The organism is Bradyrhizobium sp. MI1.4 (assembly GCF_055811315.1).
Map to the genome: position 1 here is coordinate 1 of NZ_JBVVPP010000167.1, position 332 is coordinate 332.

Genomic DNA, 332 nt, shown 5'->3' on the forward strand with positions numbered 1-332 from the left:
CAGACGATCTGGGACGTGTTCGAAGCCGAACGCCCCAAACTCGTTCCCTATGCCGGCCGCTTCGACGGCTTCCATGCGGTGACGGCATCGGTCTCGAAGACCTGCCTGGTGCGCTTCGACAACAACAAGTACTCGGTCGCAGCCAGCTCAGTCGGACGGCCGGTCGAGGTTCAAGCCTATGCCGATCGCATCGTGATCCGTCAGGATGGACGTATCGTTGCCGAGCACCCGCGATCCTTTGGCCGCGGCGATACCGTCTACGACCCCTGGCATTATGTGCCGGTGCTCGCCCGCAAACCCGGCGCCTTGCGCAACGGTGCTCCCTTCAAAGA

The 332-nt window shown here is 62.7% G+C and carries 1 protein-coding gene; it reads left to right on the forward strand.

Annotated elements, in window-relative coordinates:
- On the forward strand, positions 1 to 332 hold a 332-nt coding region (locus AC0L23_RS40120), incomplete at both ends, for a Mu transposase domain-containing protein (protein ID WP_473358442.1).